The following is a 21,136-nucleotide window of genomic DNA, read 5'->3' as shown; positions in this document are numbered from 1 at the left end:
TTTTCCATACTAAGCAAATGTTAAAATTACTTGTTTTAGGCAACAGGAAGTAAGATTAAACGTATTTAAATGATTTTTTTTCTTACATTTACAATATAAGCTAAAACCCCCAAGTGTTATGAAAAACTCAATTGTAATACTCGCAATGTTAGCCTTAATCATTGTAGGCTGCGATAAAGACAATATGCCAATTGAAATGAACCCTAAAAATGCTATTTTGGGTAAATGGGAAATCACACATTTGGGAAGTACCCCAATTGAAAACCCAATATCTTACAGTGAGTATTTGTTTGATAGCATATTAATAGTTTACAACTACGAAGAGAAAAAATACTATAACCAAAAATATTGGATCAAAGACTCAATTCTATATGAAACATATGATTTTATTGATGCAATAGATAATGATACCATAATATTTGTCCATAGATACAAATTTCAGTTTTTAGATAAAAATAGTTTAAGATTGGATTTCTTAGACCCGGCATTAATACCAACTTCATTTCATAAACGTATAAATTAAAATAAGCATGAAAAAATCACTTAGCTTGTGTATATTTCTACTATTATGCTTTTTAGGTATTTCGCAAAACCAAGAGAAAGTAGGTAAAATTAGTAAAAACTCCAAGGGCATTATTACCTCTGTTATATTTTTAAATGTTATGCAGAAAAGCAAAATCCCTACATCAGACAATGCTTTTTTTGAGGTTTATTTAAATATAAGTTCTAACAATCAATTAAAAAAAAACACCACATAAATCTTCCTCAGTCTGTTAGGTGGGATTTATCTTTCGCCAACTTCACAATAAACTATATACCAATGATATATTAACAAATTAAAAAAGGAAAGGCGACTACAAGGTAGCGCGCCTTTCATACAAAATTAAATTAAACAATCGCCACAATTATTTAATTCAACATACAACAATATAAAAATTTTGAATAATGAGAAAATCTACTCTTAATAATGTACTATTTGGTTACCTATTTTTATTGGTTCTACTTACGTTAATATACCGTTGTAGTAATAATACTGAAGAAAAGTTAGATGATTGTGGTTGTGAATCTGAAAATATTGATTCCGTACCAAGTAAAAACTTCTCTGAAGTACCTATAGAAGAACAAACGAGTGGCCTTTTGTTTTTTAAGAGACCTGAAAATGTGGATTATGTTTTTGATGATAAACACGACGGGCAATACAATAACCGGTTTTGGATTTTTCAAGGTGTTAATGGCTGTAATAATTGTCAGCGAAAATTTGCTGTATGCAATGAAGGTTATTTGGGTAGGGAATATGATTTTTTAAAAGTCAGCAATGATTCAATTCCTGTAAGGTTTAGGGGTGACCTTAAGTTTTTATGTGTTGAACCATTTATTACACCAGCTGATTATTTCTATTCAGAAATAAAGCTCACATTAATTGAGCGACCATAATTCAAAATTTTTAAATAATAAAAAAAACTGTATACTTTAATCTTGTGTTTTTCTTGTCTTTTGATTAACGCACAAGACTTTTACTATAATGGGAACAAAAAAATTAAAATCCATAAATCAAATAAATCTTTTATATCCTTCGAAAATCCGAATAAAGTTATTAGTGAGGGTTTTGAAGAGATTAAAACATTTTCAGCCAAGGGCTTTAACCTTTTTTTAAAGAAAAAGGACAAATTTTCTACAAAGGAATTTAAAAGACAAAACCTAAATCAAATCATACCTGCTGTTTTGCTTGATGGAGATGATGAGTTTGAGATGTTTCCAACAAAAATTGTTCGTGTCAAACTGAAGCCAGGATTAAATAAAGAACATGTTTTAGAACTTTTTGTCAATAACGAAATTATAAAAATTGAAGAAAAGTATGATGTTCTTCGAATTAAGATAAGGGACATTTTAAAATCTTTAGAAATTGCAAATAAAATCTTTGAATCTGGAATAGCCGAGTTCTCGGTTCCAGATTTTTATATACCAATACAAATATATCAAGAAGACCCACTGTTTCCTTTGCAATTTCAAATGCATAATACTGGTCAGATAATTAATGGAGTGCCAGGAGTCAATGATATTGATTGCAACGCACTAGAAGCCTGGAATGTTAATTTGGGAGATAATGTAACCGTTGCAATTTTAGATCAAGGTATGGAAAACCATGAGGATTTTGGGAATCGCCTTATTGATGGTTTTACACCAGCTACCAATGGCACTGGTGTGCCTATAGAGAATAATGCCACGCACGGTATGAATTGTGCAGGAGTTGTTGGAGCATCAGATGATGACTTAGGGTTGAGAGGTGTTGCCCCTAATGTAAATTTTTTGTCAGTAAATATTTTCGCCAATGGTACAACCAGTGGGGATATAGCTGATGGAATTCAATGGGCTATTGACAATGGAGCGGATGTATTAAGTAATTCTTGGGGTTATTCAAATGCACCCTGTGGGTTTACAGACATTAATATTGAAAATGCCATACAAAATGCGGTCACCAATGGAAGAAATGGAGCTGGCTGCGTAGTGGTCTTTGCTGCTGGGAACGGGGGAGGTTGCGTTGAATATCCAGCTTCAAATGCCAATGTGATTTCTGTTGGAGCAATAGATAATCGTGGCAACTTGTTCAATTACAGTGCAAGAGGTCCTGAAATCGATTTGGTAGCACCTTCAGGTGAAACTAATTATTTAGGAAATGTTAGGACTACTGATAGAATGGGTGCTACAGGAAGGGTAGCTGGAAATTATGAGCCAAGTTTTGGTGGTACTTCAGCTGCATGTCCAGTAGTTTCTGGTGTTGCTGCCCTATTCTATCTATAAACCCAGGACTTACCCAACAAGAAGTTAGGGATATTTTGGAAAATACTGCTACAGATATGGGAGTAAATGGTTTTGACAATAATTTCGGTAATGGTAGAGTTAATGCTTTTGCAGCAGTTCAAGCCGCTCTTCCGCAACCCGAGATTTTGGGCATATCTTCAATCTGTAATTCAGCTAATGAAACATTTACATTGTTAAACAACACGGAATTAGTAACTTGGGAAACATCAAGTAATTTAACTACAATCTCATCCAATAACACTAGTATAACTGTATGTGCAATAAATTCGTCGGTTAGTGGCTGGGGTTATGTAAGAGCTACTACTTCTGCTGTTACGGTACAAAAAGATGTTTGGGTAGGAACCCCAAAAGCAGTTTTAGTGAGTGGGGAACCTCAATATGGAGGTAGTTATGTTACAGGGCAGAATATTTATTTGAATTTTGAAGATGAGGCACAACAAGTCTGGCCATATATAAATGATTCTAATTTTCAATTTAGAAAAGCAACCTCTTATAATTACGATTACCATTTAGTAACTAAATCTGGACAAACTATAGTGCTTCAAATAGATTCATCGAATTATTGTGCTATAGATATAGAAGTTAGGTTTAAAAATGAATGTGGTTGGGGCCCTTGGAAATATTATGAATGGTTCCTTGACCTAGGAGGTGGGGGATATTATTACAGTGTTTATAACAACACTTCAAGTAATGAACTAAATGTTGAGATTTTTGAGAGTGATGATTCTAAGGACATACAGTCTAGTGATTTTCAAAGAGGATTGTCTAACACATTAAAAGATGAATATGATATTATTATAGCTGATTTATATGGGATTATAAAATATAAGGGCAGCAAAAAGAAAGATAAAGTTCTAAAAATAAATACCGCAAGTTGGCCAAAAAGTATTTACTTTATTAACATGACAAATAGCAAAGGAAAAACAGTAAACAAAGGCTTTGCCATAGAATAGTTAAATGACGTGCTTTATTTAAAAGGAGCTTCCTAAGTTAATTTATTGATTTGGGTAGCTCCTTTTATGATTAAAACCATTGTCAAAATACTTTAATCCAGTATCTTTGCACTCGCAAAACAAAAAAGAGCATTGGGTAAGTCAAAATCTTCAGCAGCAACTCCTTCCGTAATTTCAGATTTTAAAGAGATTTCTAAAATGCGCTTGTCTTTAAGTGTTGTTTTTTCTTCTCTAGCGGGTTACCTTTTGGGAGTGGATACCGTTGACTTTCAAACGTTGATTTTATTAGCATTTGGAGGTTATTTTATGGTAGGAGCGTCAAATGCCTTCAATCAAATTATTGAAAAGGATTTAGATGCGCTTATGAGTAGAACGCAAAATAGACCCATTCCTTCAGGAAGAATGTCGGTAAACACAGCGTTTGTCATTGCTAGTATTTTTACGTTATTAGGCATTATGGTATTGTATAGCATCAACAAGCAAACAGCTATGTTTGGTGCTATTTCTATCTTTTTATATACCTGTGTTTACACACCACTAAAAACAAAAACACCACTAGCCGTTTTTGTTGGAGCTATTCCTGGAGCTATTCCATTTATGTTAGGTTGGGTAGCCGCTACAAACGATTTTGGTATTGAACCTGGAACCTTATTTGCTCTACAGTTCTTTTGGCAGTTTCCTCATTTTTGGGCTATAGGTTGGTTTCTTTATGACGATTATAAAAAAGCAGGGTTTTTTATGCTTCCAACAGGTAAACAAGATAGGGGAACGGCTGTACAAACCATTATGTACACCATTTGGACAATGTTGGTGTCTATTATTCCTGTATTTGGATTTACAGGTAAGTTGCAATTATCAATAGCAGCGGCTGTTATAGTGTTTGGCTTAGGGGTATGGATGCTATATTACGCGGTAAGGTTGTTTAAATTAATGACAGTAAAGGCAGCAAGACAGCTCATGATTGTTAGTGTGTCTTATATCTCATTATTACAAATAGTATACGTTTTAGATAAATTTATTCGATAAATTATGGACTTAACTCAAGGTACGCAAGAAGAAAAAAATAGCAGAGCAAAAAAAATGATGCTGTGGTTTGGTATCATCTCTCTAGTCATGTCTTTTGCTGGTTGGACCAGTGCTTTTGTGGTAAGTAGTTCAAGACCAGATTGGTTAAAAGATTTTGAGCTGCCACAAGCTTTTCTTATCAGTACTATTTTAATCGTTTTGAGTAGTATCACCTTCGTTTTGGCAAAAAGAGCACTTAAAACTAATAACCATAAGGCAACATCACTTTGGTTAGTGGTTACATTTGTGCTAGGATTAGGCTTTATTGTTAATCAGTTTTCGGGTTTCCAACAAATAATAGATTTAGGTTATAATTTTACGGGGCCAACAAGTAATGTGACTATGTCATACATTTATTTAATTGCTATGGCTCATATTCTCCATGTCATTGCAGGTATGGTTTGTTTGGTTGTTGTAATTTATAATCATTTTAAACAGAAGTATTCAGCATCAAATATGCTTGGTGTAGATTTAGCGGCAACCTTTTGGCATTTCATTGATATTCTATGGGTATACCTGTTTCTTTTCTTATATTTTGTGCGATAGTTTTATTTTCAGAAATAAAAAAAGTAAAAATAATTAGGTAACATTCAGTGAAACTGATATTTATCATTGTTTAAAATTTACAAGCGTATATTTCGTCAGATAAATAAAATGATTATTTTTGTGCAACTTTTAAAAAACAACCATTACATATGAGCACTACAGTTGTAAATGCTGCAGCAGAAGGTAAAACTTGGGGTGGAGGGAATGAACCTCTAAAAGCAAGTTATGGTAAAATGATGATGTGGTTTTTCATCGTTTCTGATGCATTAACATTTTCAGGGTTTTTAGCAGCCTACGGATTTTCAAGATTCAAATTTATCGATGCATGGCCAATAGCCGATGAGGTGTTTACACACTTTCCGTTTTTACATGGTGTTGATGCACCGATGTACTATGTGGCTTTCATGACCTTTGTACTTATTATGTCTTCTGTAACTATGGTATTGGCGGTAGATGCAGGACATCATTTAAACAAATCGAAGGTGACCCTTTATATGTTCTTAACCATCATTGGAGGTTTAATTTTCGTTGGATCACAGGCTTGGGAATGGAATACCTTTATTAAAGGAGATTATGGTGCGGTGCAAACAAAAGGTGGTAATATTTTACAGTTTGTAGATACTGAAGGACATCGTGTAGCTCTTAGAGATTTTGTGGCTGTTGATGCACATGCCGAGAGAACGCAGCATGAGCGCAAAAGCGGTCTATGGTTTGTTTCTGAAGGTTCTTTGCCAAGCTATACGGTTGAAGAAGTTATTGCAGGTTTAGAAGCACATGATAATGTGCTGGTAAGAACACAACTTATAAACGAAGAAGGCGAAAAAACAGTGTTATCTAGATCTGAATCATTAAAACAGTTAAAGGAAAACGGAAAAATTGTTGTAGAAGGTGCTAATTTAAGGGTGAATGAGTATGGGTCACCATTGTTTGCAGATTTCTTTTTCTTTATTACTGGTTTTCATGGTTTCCACGTATTTTCTGGTGTAGTAATTAATATTATTATATTCTTTAACGTTGTTCTTGGTACATATGAAAGACGTAAGAACTACGAAATGGTTGAAAAGGTTGGATTATATTGGCACTTTGTAGATTTAGTTTGGGTATTTGTATTTACATTCTTCTACCTTGTTTAATTTATTTTTTAGAGAGACATGGCACACGAACACAATTTAGCAATATTAAGAGGTTTAATTAAATTTAAATCTAATACTCAAAAGATTTGGGGTGTTTTAATATTATTATCTATCGTAACAACAGTTGAAGTTGCTTTAGGTATTGTGAAACCTGAATGGTCAATGGCCCAGGTTTTAGGAATGAAACTTTTAAACTGGATATTTATCATTTTAACCATTGTAAAAGCGTATTATATTACTTGGGATTTCATGCATATGCGTGATGAAACTAAAGGATTAAGACGTGCGGTAGTATGGACAGCCATCTTCCTAATCATCTATTTGATTTTTATTTTGTTACAAGAAGGTGGTTACGTATTCAGAGTTTATGATAACGGATATATTAAGCGTGATTTTTAACAAAGCATTATAAGTTAAATAAGTATATAGAGGCGGTTTTTAAACCGCCTTTTTTTAATTTTGTGGGCGCTAGTTTGGGCAAAAATATTTAAAATGAATTATAAAAAAATAAGTAGATATGTGGTTTTAGGGATTTTATTCTTTCTTCCTGTTACTTTTTTATTGTTTTTGTATCCTGCTACCCACAACTATACACCACTAGAGATTGTTAATACATCAGTATCCGATTTGCAAATGTTTCAATCGGATGCAGAAGAAACAATTGAGCTTTCAAATCATATTACCGTACTAGGGTTTTTAGGGGGTCATCCAAATCAAAATACTACAGCAGCCTTAAATATAAAGGAATTGGTGTATGACAAGTTTAAAGGGTTCAAAAAATTTCAAATTGTTATTGTAATGCCATTTGGTACAGAGAAAGATGTTGAAAAACTTCGAAACGAAATAAGTGCCTACGAAGACTTGAAATTTTGGCATTTTGTGTTTGGTGAACCATCAAACATACAAAGGTTGTATTTTAGTTTAAAAAGTGATCAGGAACTTTCTGAAGAGTTGTACACGCCTTCTGTTTTTATTATAGATAAAGATCTAAATCAACGTGGCCGACTTGATGATAGAACAGATAGAGAAATTGAAAAAAACAATACCATTTATAGTTTATATAGTTATAATAGCATTGAAGTAGCTGATATAAAAAATAAAATGAGTGATGATTTACGTATTTTATTTACCGAATATAGGCAGAAAAGAAAGGGTGAATTTAATTCGGATATTAGACGGGCCGATGATTTAATAGGAGACGAAGAAAATTAAAGCGATGAAAAAAACAAACTATTCATATATAGGTATAGCCTTTGTTCTTTTGGTGTTTGGAATCATTTTTATTCCAAGAATTGTTGATAGAATTTCAAACGAAGATATCATAAGGAACGAAAGTAGGAGCGATTTTGCTAATCAAAACAAATCAGAATCGTCTGATCTTGCTTATATTGAGATCAACGGAAATGCTAAAAAAGTACCAGATTTTTCATTTACTAATCAGTTAGGGCAAACCGTTACCAATAAACATTATGAAGGCAAGGTATATCTTGTTGAATTCTTTTTTACAACTTGTCCAACTATTTGTCCTCGCATGAGTAAAAATCTGGTTCAAATTCAAAATGTATTCAAAGATTTTGAAGACTTTGGTGTGGCTTCCTTTACCATAAACCCAGATTATGATACCCCAGAAGTTTTAAAAGCCTATGCTGATGAATATGGTATGACTAACCCCAATTGGCATCTAATGACAGGCGAAAAAGAAGCCATTTATAAACTGTCAAATGAAGGGTTTAATTTATATTCGGCTGAAGAATCGGAGGCACCAGGAGGTTTTGAACATTCAGGAAATTTTGCGCTCATTGATAAGAATGGATTTATTCGCTCAAGAAAAGATGCTTACGGAAATCCTATTATTTACTACCGAGGCATTGTTTCAGAGGAAGAAAAAGTAGATGATGATGGGGTAGAAGAAGAAATTAGTGCATTAAAAGAAGATATTAAAAAACTACTCAATGAATAACCCAACAAAAACATCTGAAGATACAAAATATAACAAGCTAATTATTGCGTTATCTGTTGTCATTCCTTTAGCGGTTGCGGGATTATTTGGGGTAAAAATTGATTATAAGTTACCTGTGTTTTTGCCTCCTATTTATGCTTCTATCAATGCGCTTACAGCTTTGATTTTGGCATTGGCATTTATGGCTATAAGGAATAAAAAAGTAAAACTTCATGAAAGGCTCATGAAGTTTGCTATTGTACTATCTGTATTGTTTTTAGTGATGTATGTGGCCTATCACATGACTAGTGATTCTACAAAGTTTGGAGGTGAAGGGGTGGTTAAGTATTTCTATTATTTTATTTTATTGACCCATATTGTGATGTCTGTTGCTGTGATACCATTTGTGCTTATAACTTATGTAAGAGGCATTACAAACCATATTGAAAAACATAAAAAAATTGCTAAAATCACATTCCCCTTGTGGTTTTATGTAGCTGTAACTGGCGTTGTGGTTTATATTATGATTTCACCTTATTATTTACAATAGCTATGAAACGAAAAGTACTTTTTGGCCTTTTTGTAATGACTCAAGTAGTTAGCTATGCCCAATGTGCTATGTGTAGGGCTGTTTTAGAAAGTGAACAAGGGCAGTCTGCAGCCGAAGGGATTAACGATGGTATAGTGTATTTAATGGCTATCCCTTATTTGCTTATTGGAGGTCTTGGGTATTTTATTTATTGGAAGTACAAGACGTTAAAAAAATAATAAATAATTTTTTGGTCGGAATTTGTAACATTTCTTTGTAATAGGAGTCTAATTTACAAAGCTAATCATCAGGATGTTAAAAATTCAACAACTTCACAAATCCTATCCTATAGGAGACTCTAGTTTACATGTTTTAAAAGGAATTGATCTCAACGTTGAAGAAGGCGAAATGGTTGCTATTATGGGGTCATCGGGCTCGGGGAAATCAACCTTGTTAAATATTATTGGAATTTTAGACGAAGCAGACTCAGGAGAATATATTCTTGATGGGTTACCTATAAAGAATTTAACCGAAAAAAAGGCGGCCGTATACAGAAACAAATTTCTAGGTTTTATTTTCCAATCCTTTAATCTGATTAATTACAAAACAGCCCTTGAAAATGTGGCCTTACCTCTGTATTATCAGGGGATGAAGCGTAAAGAACGGCAAGAGAAAGCCATGTTTCATTTAGATAAAGTGGGTTTGGCAAATTGGGCAAAGCATTTGCCTAAAGAACTTTCTGGTGGTCAAAAACAGCGTGTAGCTATTGCAAGAGCATTAGCTGCAAATCCGAAATTGTTGCTCGCCGATGAGCCAACAGGAGCTCTAGATACTAAGACCTCGCATGATATTATGGCTTTTATTCAGAAACTTAACGATGAAGGCAAAACCATTTTGATGGTAACTCATGAAGAAGATATAGCTAATATGTGTAAACGTATTGTTCGATTGAGAGACGGTGTTATTATGGAAGATACCAAGGTAAACCAAGTGAGAGCAGAACAATATGTTTGATTTAGACCTTTGGCGGGAAATATTTCAGAGTATAAATAAAAACAGAACGCGAAGTTTATTGTCTGGTTTTACAGTAACTTTTGCTATTCTACTTTTTGCTATTTTGTTTGGTATAGCCAATGGTTTAAAAAACACCTTTAAAGAGGCTTTTGGTACAGATGCTAATAACTCCATTATTATTTTTCCAGGTAGAACTTCTATTGCCCATAAAGGGAATCAGGTTGGTAAACGCATTCAGTTTAAAAATGAAGACCGTGATTTTATTCTAGATAAGTTTGGAGATAAGGTGCAGTTTTTTACATCTAAAGTAAATAAAAATTTAAATGCCTCTTTCCAAGGAGAGAAAAATACGTATGAGGTAAGAGGTGTTTATCCAGAGTATATGTTCATTGAGAATAATGTGGTTAAAGATGGCCGTTATATTAATCAACATGATATTGAAAATCGGGCTAAGGTTGTTGTCATTGGTCAGGTGGTTGAGAACGAACTCTTTTATAAAGTAAACCCAATTGGTAAGTATATAAATCTAGGAGGTATTCCTTATAAAGTGGTCGGTGTTTTTACCGATGATGAAGGCGATAATGAAGAAAAAGTTATTTATATGCCTATAAGTACCACGCAATTTATATATGGCAATAATGATTTTGTTGATTTAATGCATTTAACCTATAATCCTGAGATGAATTCAGATCAGGCATTGGCCTTTGGGAATTCTATTAAAAGAAGTCTTAAAGAAAAATTTGAGGTAGCCCGTAATGACCAAAGAGCTATTCGTTTGTTTAACATGGCTCAAGGAACAAAACAAGCAGATATAATGACCTTTAGCTTAACGGTAATTATTCTAGTGATTGGTTTTGGAACCTTAATAGCTGGTATTGTGGGGATTAGTAATATCATGATTTTTATTGTGAAAGAGCGCACCAAAGAAATTGGTATTAGGAAGGCCTTAGGGGCATCGCCTCGTTCTATTGTTTCTATTATTTTAATTGAGTCTATTATCATCACGGCCGTTGCAGGTTATATAGGGCTTTTGGCAGGTGTTGGTGTTTTAGAACTGGTAGGGCCAAGCCTTGAAGTCTATTTTATAAAAGATCCAGGAGTAAGTAATAGTTTGGTTATTGGAGCAACCATTACATTAGTGATAGCAGGAGCTATAGCAGGCTATTTACCCGCAAAAAAAGCATCAAAAATAAAACCTATAGTAGCCTTAAGGAATGATTAACTATGTTTAGATTTTTATTTGACAGAGATACTTGGCAAGAAGTTTTAGATAGCTTGAGCAAAAACAAGCTTAGGTCTATCTTAACTATGGTTGGGGTTTGGTGGGGTATTTTGTTGCTTATTGGATTATTGGGATCAGCAAGAGGATTAGAAAATTCATTCAACAGACTTTTTGGAGATTTTGCCACAAATAGTGTATTTGTTTGGGGGCAAAGAACAGGGAAACCATTTAAAGGGTTTCAGGAAAACAGACGGGTAAGGTTAACCCTTACTGATGCTAAAAAAATTGAGGAGAATGTTGAGGGTATTGAGTTTGTATTGCCACGGAGTCAACAAAGCGTTACAATAACCAAAGATTTTTTAACTGGAAGCTTTCAGGTGGCGGGTGATTATCCGTTACTAGATCAACTACAAAAGAAAAAATTAACGCATGGTCGCTTTATCAATCAAAATGATATTGATGATAGAAAGAAAATAGCCGTGATTTCTGATGGGGCTTATGAGCAGTTGTTCAAAAAAGATGAAGATGCTATCGGGGCCTATATTGAAGTGAATGGTATCAATTTTAAAGTGGTTGGCGTTTTTGAACGTGGCAATGTAAATATGGGGCCCTCAACCGATGTGCATATACCTTTTACTACATTTCAGCAAATATTTAACCGAGGAGATCGTATTGGTTGGATGATGATAACAGGAAAACCAGATTATAGTATTAAGCAAATTGAGGATGATGCTAAGTTATTATTGAAAAACTTAAATGATATTCACCCAGAAGACAAAAGAGCCTTTGGTAGTTTTAATTTAGGTAAAGAGTTTAAAAAAATGACTGGGTTTCTTACCGGAATGCAGTTTTTAACTTGGTTTGTAGGTATTGCTACTTTAATCGCAGGGGTTTTTGCTATTGGTAATATTTTGCTTATAACGGTAAAAGAACGTACCAAAGAAATTGGAGTAAGGCGGGCATTAGGGGCTACGCCGTTTGAAATAAAAAGACAAATTGTAGTAGAAGCGGTATTTATTACCCTGATTGCTGGAATATTTGGAATCATAACAGGAGGATGGATTTTAATTTTGTTAGATCACTTTTTCGGACAAGGGGATGAAGCGGCTATAGTAAATGCCTCTGTATCTATTGCCGTGGTGTTTATTGCGCTGGTTATACTCGTTATTTTAGGGACATTAATAGGACTAATTCCGGCTTTTAAAGCCACCAGTGTAAAACCCATAGAAGCATTAAGAGAAGAATAAACAATCAAAAAAATGAATAAAACAGTAAAAATTATTTTAGTACTCGTAGTGGTTATTTTGTTAGCCTTCGTTTTGAAATATTTTAAAGATGCCAATTCAAAAGCTATTGTCGATTTTAAGGTTGAAGAGCCTTTTATTACATCCATCAATACGAAAGCTGTGGCAACTGGAAAACTCAATCCGGAGGAAGAGGTTGAGCTAAAACCTCAAATTTCAGGTATTGTTGATAAAATTTTAGTAGAAGAAGGTGATCATGTGAAGAAAGGCGATCTTATTGCTACCATTAGAGTCGTACCAAATGAACAAAACCTAGTAAGTGCTAAGAGTAGAATAGCAACGGCTAAATTATCCTTTGAAAATGCAAATACGTTATACTTAAGAAACAAAGCTTTGTATGATAAAGGGGTCATTTCAAAACAAGATTTTGAAAATAGCGAGCTGTCCTATTTTCAGGCAAAAGAATCTTTAGTACAAGCTCAAAACGATTATCAAATCATTAAGTTAGGGTCTATTTCTGGAGGCAGTTCTGCCAATACCAATATTATTGCTCAAATACCCGGTACCATACTTGAAATTCCAGTTCGTGAAGGCGATCAGGTGATTCAAAGTAATAATTTTAATGCAGGAACAACCATTGCCACTATTGCAGATATGAGCAAGATGATTTTTGAAGGAAAAGTAGATGAGGCCGAAGTGGGTAAACTAGAAGAAGGGAAAGAAATAAAGGTGGTGTTAGGAGCTATTCAAGACAAAGAGTTTCCAGCTAACTTAACCTTTGTAGCACCCAAAGGAGTTGAAGAAAATGGCGCCGTTCAATTTACTATAAAGGCCGATGTTAAAATTGATACAGTAACAAATATTAGAGCAGGGTACAGTGCCAATGCTGAGATTGATATTGAAGGTAAAGAAGATGTTTTGGCTATTAGGGAGGCCTTGTTACAGTATAACAGAATAACGGAAAAACCATTTGTTGAAGTTCAAAATGAAACAGGCAAGTTTGAAAAGAAAGATGTTGAACTTGGGCTGTCTGATGGTATTAATGTTGAAATTGTAGAAGGCGTTAAGGAAGGGGATAAAATAAAGGTATGGAACAAAGCATCAAAAGATAATGAAGATGATAAAGATAAAGATGAATAAAGCATATTGTGTTTTTGGATTAGCATTGGTTTTTGGAACATGTGCCTTTGCGCAGCAAAAGTCGTGGTCCTTGCAAGCCTGTGTTAATCATGCTATTGAAAATAATATTTCTGTAAAACAGGGCAAAAACACGCTACTAAGTAATGAACAAGACGTTATAGCTGCAAAAGGTCAGTTTTTACCATCCGTAAACGCTAGTGCAGGACATAGCTTAACATTTGGTAACCAAGAAGTGTTTGAAGGACAGTTTGTTGATAGAACCTCTAACAGTACAAATTTTGGAGTGGGATTAAACCAAACCATTTTTAATGGTTTTAGATTAACTAACTTATACAAACAGTCTAAGTTAAATTTTGAAACCAATCAACTGGAATTGGATAGAATTCGAGATGATATATCATTAAATGTGGTTAATGCTTATTTAAATGTGCTTTTTAATAAAGAACGCTTAGAAACGGCTAAGGCACAGTATGAATATAGTAATACACTGTTAAAACAGGTGAAAGATTTAGTTGAAGCAGGCGTGCAACCTCGAGCAAATATTTTTGATACAGAAGCAACACTAAGTGCAGATGCTCAACAAGTAACGCTAGCTGAAAACAATTACAACTTAGCGTTACTCACACTATCACAGCTATTACAAGTGCCCTATAATGGTTTTGAAGTTGAAATTATTGAGGTAGATGCACCGTCATCAGCTATTTTGTATAATGATATACAACCCGTTTTAAATTATGCTTTTGCAAATAGAAATGAAGTTAAAGTAGCCGAAAAAAAGATAGAAAATGCAGAGCTTGGAACAAAAATACAGAAGAGTGCATTTTATCCAACCTTATCAGGGGGGTACTCCTTTGGGTCTAGTGCTTTTTATTCAAACCTTAGAGATGATGAGCCTAATTTTTGGGATCAGTTAGATAACCAGAAATCACATGGGTTTAGAGTCAATTTAAATATTCCCATTTTTTCTAGACTTCAAAATAAAACCTCGGTGGCAAAGGCTAAAATTCAGCAGGAAAATAGCTTACTTAACTTAGAACAGGTTAAGTTAGATTTAGAATCCAATATACAACGTGCTTTTACCGATGCGCAAGCGGCATTCAAGGCTTTTGTTGCAGCACAGAAATCTTTAGAGGCTCAGAAGTTGGCTTTTGAAAACTCAAAAAACAGATTTGATGTGGGGATTATTACCTCTTTTGATTTAGAGCAAGCCCGAATAAAATTAATCAATGCACAGTCGTCATTAATAAATGCTAAGTATGATTTTGTATTTAAGACAAAAGTTTTAGACTTTTACATGGGAAAACCTATAACAAATTAAAGTGAGCACTTATATACTTAATATTGAAACAGCAACTACAAATTGTTCTGTATCTGTTGCCAAAGATGGCGTAACTATAGCCTTAAAGGAAGATAATGATAAAGGCTATTCACATGCAGAGCGTTTGCATGTTTATATTGAAGCCGTTTTGGCAGAAGCACAGATTACAATGAATATGCTAGATGCTATTGCGGTAAGCAAAGGACCAGGGTCTTACACAGGTTTGCGCATAGGCGTGTCTGCCGCTAAAGGCTTGTGTTATGCCATAAATAAACCATTGATTTCAGTGCCTACACTTGAAGCCTTAGCGCATCAGGTTGAAGCCAATCAGGGTGTTATTGTGTCCATGTTAGATGCACGTCGTATGGAGGTTTACTCAGCTATTTATGATTATAAGTTTAATGAAATTAGGAAAACAGAGGCTCAAATTTTAGAAGACCGTTCATTTGAAAAGTATTTATTACAAGGTAAGGTGTTTTTTGTTGGAAATGGTGTTGCTAAAACGGTAGAGATTATAAAGCATCCTAATGCTATTTTTATAGAAGACAAGCTGCCATCATCAAAAGACATGAGTGCTTTGTCATTTAAGAGGTATAAAAAAAGCGACACCGAAGATGTCGCCTATTTTGAACCTTATTATTTAAAAGATTTTGTGGCTATAAAAGCCAAACCTAAACATTAAGCTTGTTTGTGTATTTCTACTTGATGAGGATATGGAATTTCAATACCAGCTTTGTCAAGTGCTTCTTTTACTTGTTCGGTAACCTCAAAGTATACTTTCCAATAGTCATCTGAAGTACTCCAAGGTCTTACAGCAAAGTTTACCGAGCTATCCGCTAATTCAGAAACATTTACAGAAGGAGCAGGCTCTTTTAAAATATTTGGGTGCGAAGTAAGTACGTTCATAATGACTTCTTTTGTTTGTTTGATGTCAGAATCATAACTCACGCCAAAAGTGAGGTCTACACGTCGGGTTCCTTCGGCTGAATAATTTACAATATTTCCGTTCGATAAAGAACCGTTTGGAATGATGATTTCTTTATTTGACAATCCTGTAAGTTTAGTCGTAAAAATTTCTATTTCTTTTACTACACCAATTTCGCCTTGTGCTTCAATTAAATCACCTATTTTAAAGGGTTTAAAAATCATAATTAAAACACCTCCTGCAAAATTTGATAGTGACCCTTGCAAAGCTAAGCCAACGGCTAAACCAGCTGCAGCAATAATGGCTGCGAATGACGTGGTTTCAACCCCTAAGGTGCCTAAAGCAACAATAATTAAAACAATTTTAAGCGCCCATCCTGCAAGGTTTAATAAAAACTTTTGAAGGCTTTCATCATAATTTCCTTTTGACATAACTTGCTTTGTGCCTCCTAGGAGTTTTTTTATTACCCAAGATCCAATAATCCAAATGGCAATAGCTCCAATAAGTTTAAGTCCGTAGTCTGCGGCTAAATCAATCCATTTTTCTGCGTCGATACTTTCTAAATCCATAAATTTTTAGTTTGTGTTATAAAATGTAAAATTAATTCTATTTTATTAGTTGTAGGAATTATAAAGGTAAAGAAATGTTTAAATGTATCATAGAAGAAAAGAGAGAATACCTAGAATTGCTGGAACAGACTGCACATAAAACAGTTTTAGTTGTTTTGTAGAAAAAGCGCCATAAACACCTGCAATAGTAACACAACAAAGAAAAAATAAAGCAAAATTCATGTTGTCTTTTATTATAGAAAACAAAAGACCAAAGGCCAGAAAGCCGTTGTATAAACCTTGATTTGCAGCCAACACTTTGGTGTCTTCAGCGAAGGATTTCGATTTTAATTTAAAAGTTGTTATGCCTTTGGGGGTTGTCCAGAGAAACATTTCCAGAATTAGAAAATAGATGTGTTCTAATGCTACTATAATGATTATTAGGACGGTAGATACATTCATTGCTTTATAAGTTTTATAGCGTCATCAACTTCAGAAACAGGAAGCTTACACGCTTTATTAACGCACACATATATTAAGGTTTTCTCTGGATTGTACCGATTTTCTAAAAGTGGCATAGAGTTTTCTTGAGTACTTCCAGCAATCAATTTATTAGGAATGTACGTTTTGTTGAGTTTGTTTATTTTATTTAGAGCATCATTCCCTACAATGGCTACTTCATAGAAAGGTTTAGCATATGTAAGCATTAGGTCATACCAATTAGAATACGCTGACGGATATTCCTGCATTTCTGGTTTTACATTGTTCAGCATGGTTTCAGCGGTTTTAGTATAGTCGGTATTATCAAAATAGTGTGATAATTTAAATAGGTTTTTAGCCATGATAGAATTGCTAGCAGGAATCACATTATCTCTGTATTCAATATTTCTTGAAATCAATGCGTTATCTTCGTTTGAAGTGAAATAAAACATCTTGCGGGCATCATCATAAAAATGATTGAACGTATATTGCATTAATAGGTTTGCTGTATTGAGCCAATTTTCGTCAATGGTTACTTCATATAAACTTATAAACGCATCAATAACAGTAGCATAATCTTCTAAATAACCATTTATTTTGCTAGTGCCTTCCTTATAGGTGTGATTAAGGCCTCCATCTTCACGTATTAATTTCTGCTTGATAAAATGAGCATTCTTTAGGGCGGTTTCTATATATTCTGTATTATTAAAAACACGATAAGCATCCACGTAACCCTTTAGCATTAAACCATTCCAAGAGGTTAGTATTTTATCATCTAATCTTGGTTTTTCTCGTTTACTTCTAGCATCTTTTAGTATAAGTTTCCAGTTTTTAACGGTCTCGTGGAGTTCTTTTTGAGTGATATGATACTTATTTGCTAAATCTTCATCATGCGCTTTTCTGATTAATACATAATGCCCTTTTTCCCAAAAACCAAAGTTGTTGATGTTGTAGTAATCTGAAAAAAGATCAAAGTCCTGGGTTATTAATGTTTGAAGCTCTTCTTTGGTCCAAATATAGTAGGCACCTTCCTCCAATTCTCCTGTTTCATTCATGCTGTCGGCATCTAAAGAAGCTAGAAAAGCACCTTCTTGGGTGGTGAGTTCACTTTTAACAAACGCAAGAGTTTCTTGCACAGTTTGTTGGTACAGATTGTTTTTTGTAAGCAGATAAGCATCAACATAAAGGCTAACGAGTTGAGCGTTGTCATATAGCATCTTTTCAAAATGAGGCACATGCCATTTCTCGTCTACAGAATACCTAGAAAACCCGCCTCCCACTTGATCAAAAATACCACCGTAGGCCATTTTGGTTAATGTTAGATTTATAAACTCTAATAAATCATCGTCCTTGTTTTGATGGGCATACCTAAGTAAAAAATGGTAGTTATTTGGCATCATAAACTTTTGGGTGCTTCGTAGTCCTCCAAATTGGTTGTCAAACCTTGTAGACCATTTTTTTACGGCATTTTCAATATCTGTAATCTCAAAAACAGGAGCTTCTGTGTTTAAGGCAATCATATCAAAGGATTCAACCCCTTTTTGAATGTTATTGGCTTGCTCCAAAAGTTTGTCAGGGTTTTCTTTGTATAGGTTAGATAATTGTTTAAGGGCACTCATCCACTGTTCTTTAGGTAAGTAGGTGCTTCCCCATATAGGTCTGCCATCGGGCAAAGCTACAATGTTAAGCGGCCAGCCACCATTGCCGTTGTTTAAAAGGTAGAGGGCATTCATATAGGTTTGGTCCACATCAGGCCGTTCTTCTCTATCAACTTTTATATTGACAAAATGTTCATTCATCACTTGAGCTACCAAACTGTCTTCAAAACTTTCATGCTCCATAACATGACACCAATGACAAGCAGAATACCCTACGCTAATAACCATTAATTTATCCTCTTGTTTTGCTTTTTTTAGAGTTTTATCATTCCAGGCGTGCCAATCTACTGGATTGTGGGCGTGTTGAAGTAGGTAAGGGCTGGTCTCATGAATAAGTTTGTTAGTATATTGATGCTCCTTCTCTTGTTGATTTTCTCCTTTACAGGCAAAAACAAAAATAGCAACGCTAAGTATTATAATGTTTCTCATAGAACCAAAGTTAGCATAATTTAGGTATAAAAAAAGCGCTCATATTTTGAACGCTTGTTTTGTGTTTTATGAAACTAAAAAATATTTTGATTAACCGTTTATCGCTTCAACCATTTCAACTTTTCCAGGAAGCATTTCTTTTAGCATATTTTCAATGCCGCTTTTTAGGGTGAAAGTGGATGACGGACAACCACTACAAGCCCCTTGAAGCATCACACTAACGTTTTTTGTGTTTTCATCATAGGCTATGAACTGAATGTTTCCGCCATCACTTGCAACTGCAGGTTTTACATATTCTTCAAGGATATTTACAATTTGCTTTGAAACATCATCTAAATGTTCAAATTGAGAATCTAATTGCTCGGTTGACTTTTGCATGGCTTCGGCAGCTCCAGCAGAAACAATTTCTTTTCCATTTTCAACATAATGCTTTATGAATTCACGAAGCTGAATGGTTATGTCTTCCCATTTGGTAATATCATATTTTGTGATAGAAACATAGTTTTCATCAAAAAATACACGTTTTACAAACGGAAAATGAAACAACTCTGTTGCTAATGGTGATAGTTTGGCATCATCAATAGAGGTAAATTCAAATAAAGCGGTAACCAGCTTTTTGTTGGCAACAAACTTCATTACAGATGGGTTAGGTGTACTTTCCGCATAAACCGTAACAGGTAATTTTTTTGGTGCGGCAGTATCTTCAATAATAACGCCTCCATCATTGAGATAGGCTTCAATTTGCTCTGCTACTTCATCCTTTACATCATTCCATTCTACAATATTATAGCGTTCTACAGCAATAAAATTTCCAGAAATATATACTTTTTTTACAAATGGCAGATAAAATAGTTGCTGGGCTAAAGGAGATGATTTCGCTTCATCAATATTATTAAATTCAAAACTTTGATGCTTTGTAATAAACTCGTTTAACTCAAATTTTATAATGGCGTTATTTGTTGTTTCTCGCACAGAAACCTTAAAATTTTTCATTTTAGCTAATTTTTTACAAAAATACTAAAAGAAAACATTAGTATCCATATATTTGAGTATTGTAGTTTTGTGAAATAAAATGCTTCTACTGGCGTTTTTTAATGGCCCAATCTACGTGATAAGAAAGTTTATGAAAATAAAATACATTATTTGTGTTGCTGTTTTGACGTTATCATGTCTAAAGGTGACTGCTCAGGAAGGTTTACCTATTTATACAGACTATCTTACCGATAATTACTATTTAATACATCCTTCAATGGCAGGGGCTGCTAATTGTTCAAAAATAAGATTAACAGCCAGGCAACAATGGTTCGGTCAAGAGGATGCCCCTAAACTTTTAACCCTGAGTGCTAATGGTAGAATAGGGGATAGTCCTTCTGCAATTGGTGGCATTGTATATGCCGATAAAAATGGTTATCATTCCCAAAAGGGTGCCTATGCCACATATGCACATCATTTAATGTTTTCAAGGAGTGAAGTGGATTTGAATATGCTGTCTTTCGGGTTAAGTGCTGGATTTATTCAATACCAATTAGATGAAACTGATTTTTTGAATGATGCTCCAGTTGGAGATCCTAGTATTGGGGGCGGTGTTCAAAGTAGAACGAATTTTAATATGGAGGATTTTGGTTTTTCATATCACTATTTAGATTTTTATGCTCATGGTACCATAAAGAATTTATTGAAAAATTCTGGAGTTAATAATGATCTTGAAATTACAAGCAATCTAACACGTTATTTATTGTCTGCTGGCTATGTTTTTAGCAGATTAGAAAGTACATGGAGTTTTGAGCCATCTTTGATGTTTCAATATAAGAGTGGTACAAAAGAGTCTACCATTGATGTAAATGCTAAGGTTTATAAAGCAACAGATTTTGGAAGTATTTGGGGTGGTTTATCTTATAGACAAAGTTTAGACGGGGCTCAGTATTTATCAGATTCTGGAGCCATAAACAGTCAGAAACTAAATCAGTTTACACCACTTTTAGGGGTCAATTACAAGAATTTTATGTTTGCTTATAATTACACCTATCAATCCAATGCTGTGGTGTTTACAAACGGGGGCTTTCATCAGCTGTCATTAGGTTATAATTTTAGTTGCAGACGAGAACCTTATGACTGTAATTGTCCTGCTGTAAATTAAATAAGTAAAGAGGTTTCATAATGAGAACCTCTTTTT

At 34.2% G+C, this 21,136-nt stretch carries 23 protein-coding genes; 19 read left to right on the top strand and 4 right to left on the bottom strand.

From position 1 onward, the window contains the following. Nucleotides 1–118 precede the first annotated feature (118 nt). The 18 genes from KFZ70_RS02950 to tsaB all read left to right on the top strand — a co-directional run bounded on the left by KFZ70_RS02950 (nucleotide 119) and on the right by tsaB (nucleotide 15,605). A complete protein-coding gene (locus tag KFZ70_RS02950; RefSeq protein WP_139698646.1) occupies nucleotides 119–523 on the top strand; it encodes a hypothetical protein in 405 nt (134 codons plus the stop codon). Between the two features lie 422 nt (nucleotides 524–945). Further along, nucleotides 946–1,434: a hypothetical protein gene (locus tag KFZ70_RS02945; protein ID WP_139698645.1), complete on the top strand. Its 489-nt coding sequence runs from the start codon at nucleotides 946–948 to the stop codon at nucleotides 1,432–1,434. A 60-nt stretch (nucleotides 1,435–1,494) separates the two neighbouring features. Further along, the gene (locus KFZ70_RS02940; protein ID WP_139698644.1) at nucleotides 1,495–2,799 is read left to right on the top strand and encodes a S8 family serine peptidase; all 1,305 of its coding nucleotides are present in this window, start codon (nucleotides 1,495–1,497) and stop codon (nucleotides 2,797–2,799) included. After that, a complete protein-coding gene (locus tag KFZ70_RS02935) occupies nucleotides 2,757–3,773 on the top strand; it encodes a hypothetical protein (protein ID WP_139698643.1) in 1,017 nt (338 codons plus the stop codon). Before KFZ70_RS02940 ends, KFZ70_RS02935 begins: the two co-directional genes overlap by 43 nt. 198 nt (nucleotides 3,774–3,971) lie before the next feature. After that, nucleotides 3,972–4,799, top strand: a complete 828-nt coding sequence (gene cyoE / locus KFZ70_RS02930; RefSeq protein ID WP_233244102.1) for a heme o synthase — start codon at nucleotides 3,972–3,974, stop codon at nucleotides 4,797–4,799. A 3-nt stretch (nucleotides 4,800–4,802) separates the two neighbouring features. Then, nucleotides 4,803–5,384 carry a cytochrome c oxidase subunit 3 gene (locus tag KFZ70_RS02925; RefSeq protein WP_139698641.1) on the top strand — a complete coding sequence of 194 codons (582 nt, stop codon included), beginning with the start codon at nucleotides 4,803–4,805 and terminating at the stop codon, nucleotides 5,382–5,384. A 149-nt stretch (nucleotides 5,385–5,533) separates the two neighbouring features. After that, nucleotides 5,534–6,517, top strand: a complete 984-nt coding sequence (locus KFZ70_RS02920; protein WP_139698640.1) for a cytochrome c oxidase subunit 3 — start codon at nucleotides 5,534–5,536, stop codon at nucleotides 6,515–6,517. An 18-nt stretch (nucleotides 6,518–6,535) separates the two neighbouring features. Next, a complete protein-coding gene (locus tag KFZ70_RS02915; protein WP_139698639.1) occupies nucleotides 6,536–6,916 on the top strand; it encodes a cytochrome C oxidase subunit IV family protein in 381 nt (126 codons plus the stop codon). 93 nt (nucleotides 6,917–7,009) lie between these two features. Continuing rightward, the gene (locus tag KFZ70_RS02910; protein ID WP_139698638.1) at nucleotides 7,010–7,729 is read left to right on the top strand and encodes a hypothetical protein; all 720 of its coding nucleotides are present in this window, start codon (nucleotides 7,010–7,012) and stop codon (nucleotides 7,727–7,729) included. Nucleotides 7,730–7,733: 4 nt separating this feature from the next. Next, the gene (locus tag KFZ70_RS02905; protein WP_139698637.1) at nucleotides 7,734–8,477 is read left to right on the top strand and encodes an SCO family protein; all 744 of its coding nucleotides are present in this window, start codon (nucleotides 7,734–7,736) and stop codon (nucleotides 8,475–8,477) included. Next, nucleotides 8,470–9,006 (top strand): DUF420 domain-containing protein, encoded by a 537-nt coding sequence (locus KFZ70_RS02900; RefSeq protein ID WP_139698636.1) that lies wholly within the window; start codon nucleotides 8,470–8,472, stop codon nucleotides 9,004–9,006. Before KFZ70_RS02905 ends, KFZ70_RS02900 begins: the two co-directional genes overlap by 8 nt. Before the next feature lie 2 nt (nucleotides 9,007–9,008). Beyond that, the gene (locus tag KFZ70_RS02895) at nucleotides 9,009–9,224 is read left to right on the top strand and encodes a hypothetical protein (protein WP_139698635.1); all 216 of its coding nucleotides are present in this window, start codon (nucleotides 9,009–9,011) and stop codon (nucleotides 9,222–9,224) included. A 73-nt stretch (nucleotides 9,225–9,297) separates the two neighbouring features. Further along, the gene (locus KFZ70_RS02890) at nucleotides 9,298–9,999 is read left to right on the top strand and encodes an ABC transporter ATP-binding protein (RefSeq protein WP_139698634.1); all 702 of its coding nucleotides are present in this window, start codon (nucleotides 9,298–9,300) and stop codon (nucleotides 9,997–9,999) included. Further along, nucleotides 9,992–11,221 (top strand): ABC transporter permease, encoded by a 1,230-nt coding sequence (locus KFZ70_RS02885; RefSeq protein ID WP_139698633.1) that lies wholly within the window; start codon nucleotides 9,992–9,994, stop codon nucleotides 11,219–11,221. Before KFZ70_RS02890 ends, KFZ70_RS02885 begins: the two co-directional genes overlap by 8 nt. A gap of 2 nt (nucleotides 11,222–11,223) precedes the next feature. Continuing rightward, nucleotides 11,224–12,468 (top strand): ABC transporter permease, encoded by a 1,245-nt coding sequence (locus tag KFZ70_RS02880; protein WP_139698632.1) that lies wholly within the window; start codon nucleotides 11,224–11,226, stop codon nucleotides 12,466–12,468. 12 nt (nucleotides 12,469–12,480) lie between these two features. Beyond that, nucleotides 12,481–13,605 (top strand): efflux RND transporter periplasmic adaptor subunit, encoded by a 1,125-nt coding sequence (locus tag KFZ70_RS02875; RefSeq protein ID WP_139698631.1) that lies wholly within the window; start codon nucleotides 12,481–12,483, stop codon nucleotides 13,603–13,605. After that, a complete protein-coding gene (locus KFZ70_RS02870) occupies nucleotides 13,583–14,923 on the top strand; it encodes a TolC family protein (RefSeq protein ID WP_158293232.1) in 1,341 nt (446 codons plus the stop codon). The genes KFZ70_RS02875 and KFZ70_RS02870 overlap by 23 nt, the downstream gene beginning before the upstream one ends. Nucleotide 14,924: 1 nt before the next feature. Beyond that, complete coding sequence (gene tsaB / locus KFZ70_RS02865) at nucleotides 14,925–15,605, top strand: tRNA (adenosine(37)-N6)-threonylcarbamoyltransferase complex dimerization subunit type 1 TsaB (RefSeq protein ID WP_233244100.1); 681 nt, start codon at nucleotides 14,925–14,927, stop codon at nucleotides 15,603–15,605. On the opposite strand, the gene KFZ70_RS02860 is transcribed toward tsaB, so the two are convergent. The 4 genes from KFZ70_RS02860 to KFZ70_RS02845 form a co-directional block, all read right to left on the bottom strand. Beyond that, the gene (locus KFZ70_RS02860; RefSeq protein ID WP_139698629.1) at nucleotides 15,602–16,417 is read right to left on the bottom strand and encodes a mechanosensitive ion channel family protein; all 816 of its coding nucleotides are present in this window, start codon (nucleotides 16,415–16,417) and stop codon (nucleotides 15,602–15,604) included. The two genes, tsaB and KFZ70_RS02860, sit on opposite strands and share 4 nt — an antisense overlap. Nucleotides 16,418–16,504: 87 nt before the next feature. Continuing rightward, nucleotides 16,505–16,858 carry a DUF1304 domain-containing protein gene (locus KFZ70_RS02855; protein WP_139698628.1) on the bottom strand — a complete coding sequence of 118 codons (354 nt, stop codon included), beginning with the start codon at nucleotides 16,856–16,858 and terminating at the stop codon, nucleotides 16,505–16,507. Then, on the bottom strand, nucleotides 16,855–18,963 hold the full coding sequence (locus KFZ70_RS02850; protein ID WP_139698627.1) for a thioredoxin domain-containing protein: 2,109 nt from the start codon (nucleotides 18,961–18,963) through the stop codon (nucleotides 16,855–16,857). The genes KFZ70_RS02855 and KFZ70_RS02850 overlap by 4 nt, the downstream gene beginning before the upstream one ends. Nucleotides 18,964–19,053: 90 nt before the next feature. Next, a complete protein-coding gene (locus KFZ70_RS02845) occupies nucleotides 19,054–19,956 on the bottom strand; it encodes a NifU family protein (protein ID WP_139698626.1) in 903 nt (300 codons plus the stop codon). Between the two features lie 130 nt (nucleotides 19,957–20,086). On the opposite strand from KFZ70_RS02845, the gene KFZ70_RS02840 reads away from it, so the two are divergent. Further along, nucleotides 20,087–21,100, top strand: coding sequence for a type IX secretion system membrane protein PorP/SprF (locus tag KFZ70_RS02840; protein WP_407515905.1), 1,014 nt, complete (start codon nucleotides 20,087–20,089; stop codon nucleotides 21,098–21,100). Nucleotides 21,101–21,136 lie beyond the last annotated feature (36 nt).

Source organism: Allotamlana fucoidanivorans, from assembly GCF_045788535.1.
GTDB classification, from domain to species: domain Bacteria; phylum Bacteroidota; class Bacteroidia; order Flavobacteriales; family Flavobacteriaceae; genus Allotamlana; species Allotamlana fucoidanivorans.
This window is presented reverse-complemented; position numbering and strand designations above follow the sequence as displayed.

Bases quoted from the DNA above. Each gene is read 5' to 3' on its own strand.
- KFZ70_RS02945 (WP_139698645.1), top strand. From the start codon at position 946: ATGAGAAAATCTACTCTTAATAATGTACTATTTGGTTACCTATTTTTA.
- KFZ70_RS02880 (WP_139698632.1), top strand. From the start codon at position 11,224: ATGTTTAGATTTTTATTTGACAGAGATACTTGGCAAGAAGTTTTAGAT.
- KFZ70_RS02860 (WP_139698629.1), bottom strand. From the start codon at position 16,417: ATGGATTTAGAAAGTATCGACGCAGAAAAATGGATTGATTTAGCCGCA.
- KFZ70_RS02840 (WP_407515905.1), top strand. From the start codon at position 20,087: ATGAAAATAAAATACATTATTTGTGTTGCTGTTTTGACGTTATCATGT.
- KFZ70_RS02935 (WP_139698643.1), top strand. From the start codon at position 2,757: ATGTCCAGTAGTTTCTGGTGTTGCTGCCCTATTCTATCTATAAACCCA.
- KFZ70_RS02845 (WP_139698626.1), bottom strand. From the start codon at position 19,956: ATGAAAAATTTTAAGGTTTCTGTGCGAGAAACAACAAATAACGCCATT.
- KFZ70_RS02875 (WP_139698631.1), top strand. From the start codon at position 12,481: ATGAATAAAACAGTAAAAATTATTTTAGTACTCGTAGTGGTTATTTTG.
- KFZ70_RS02905 (WP_139698637.1), top strand. From the start codon at position 7,734: ATGAAAAAAACAAACTATTCATATATAGGTATAGCCTTTGTTCTTTTG.
- KFZ70_RS02870 (WP_158293232.1), top strand. From the start codon at position 13,583: ATGATAAAGATAAAGATGAATAAAGCATATTGTGTTTTTGGATTAGCA.
- cyoE (WP_233244102.1), top strand. From the start codon at position 3,972: ATGCGCTTGTCTTTAAGTGTTGTTTTTTCTTCTCTAGCGGGTTACCTT.
- KFZ70_RS02890 (WP_139698634.1), top strand. From the start codon at position 9,298: ATGTTAAAAATTCAACAACTTCACAAATCCTATCCTATAGGAGACTCT.
- KFZ70_RS02950 (WP_139698646.1), top strand. From the start codon at position 119: ATGAAAAACTCAATTGTAATACTCGCAATGTTAGCCTTAATCATTGTA.
- KFZ70_RS02895 (WP_139698635.1), top strand. From the start codon at position 9,009: ATGAAACGAAAAGTACTTTTTGGCCTTTTTGTAATGACTCAAGTAGTT.
- KFZ70_RS02925 (WP_139698641.1), top strand. From the start codon at position 4,803: ATGGACTTAACTCAAGGTACGCAAGAAGAAAAAAATAGCAGAGCAAAA.
- KFZ70_RS02885 (WP_139698633.1), top strand. From the start codon at position 9,992: ATGTTTGATTTAGACCTTTGGCGGGAAATATTTCAGAGTATAAATAAA.
- KFZ70_RS02910 (WP_139698638.1), top strand. From the start codon at position 7,010: ATGAATTATAAAAAAATAAGTAGATATGTGGTTTTAGGGATTTTATTC.
- KFZ70_RS02900 (WP_139698636.1), top strand. From the start codon at position 8,470: ATGAATAACCCAACAAAAACATCTGAAGATACAAAATATAACAAGCTA.
- KFZ70_RS02855 (WP_139698628.1), bottom strand. From the start codon at position 16,858: ATGAATGTATCTACCGTCCTAATAATCATTATAGTAGCATTAGAACAC.
- KFZ70_RS02920 (WP_139698640.1), top strand. From the start codon at position 5,534: ATGAGCACTACAGTTGTAAATGCTGCAGCAGAAGGTAAAACTTGGGGT.
- KFZ70_RS02915 (WP_139698639.1), top strand. From the start codon at position 6,536: ATGGCACACGAACACAATTTAGCAATATTAAGAGGTTTAATTAAATTT.
- KFZ70_RS02850 (WP_139698627.1), bottom strand. From the start codon at position 18,963: ATGAGAAACATTATAATACTTAGCGTTGCTATTTTTGTTTTTGCCTGT.